The 493-nt window shown below is 70.2% G+C and carries 1 protein-coding gene; it reads right to left on the bottom strand.

Features of this window, described 5'->3' with window-relative positions; all coding sequences use genetic code 11:
* Window positions 1-493, bottom strand: a 493-nt coding sequence (locus IE97_RS0137840; RefSeq protein ID WP_030252209.1) for a beta-N-acetylglucosaminidase domain-containing protein, incomplete at both ends; no start/stop codon positions are given.

Here is a 493-nt window from a genome sequence, read left to right as displayed (position 1 = left end):
GGTTCCCAGGTCGTAGAGGGCCTGGAGCTTGTCCTTGAGGGCTTCGCGGTCGGCGGGATCCGAGTAGCAGACCGACTCGCCGGGGGAGACGGCGAAGGTGAAGCGCACGTGGTTCGCCGTGGCCCGGTCGACCAGTTCGCCCAGCTCCGCCAGCTTGTCCGCCGGGTAGGGGTCGCGCCACTTGTCCCGGTGGTAGGGGTCGTCCTTGGGCGCGTAGACGTAGGTGTTGGCTTTGACGTCCCCGTAGAAGTCCATCTGGTCGAGGCGCTCGGCGTGTGTCCACGGCTGCCCGTAGAAGCCCTCGACGGTGCCGCGCAGCGGCATCGACGGGTAGTCGCTGACCTGGACGCCGGCCACTCGCCAGCTGTCGTTGCCGGAGTGGACGAACAACTGGCGCAGCGTCTGCACGGCGTAGTACTGGCCGGTGGCGTCCGTGCCGCCGAGGGTGATCCGCGGCCCCCGCCCGGCCCGGTCCACGCGCAGGGCGTAGCCC

The organism is Streptomyces sp. NRRL S-455 (genome assembly GCF_000717875.1).
In the GTDB taxonomy this organism is placed as follows: Bacteria; Actinomycetota; Actinomycetes; order Streptomycetales; family Streptomycetaceae; genus Streptomyces.
This window is presented reverse-complemented; position numbering and strand designations above follow the sequence as displayed.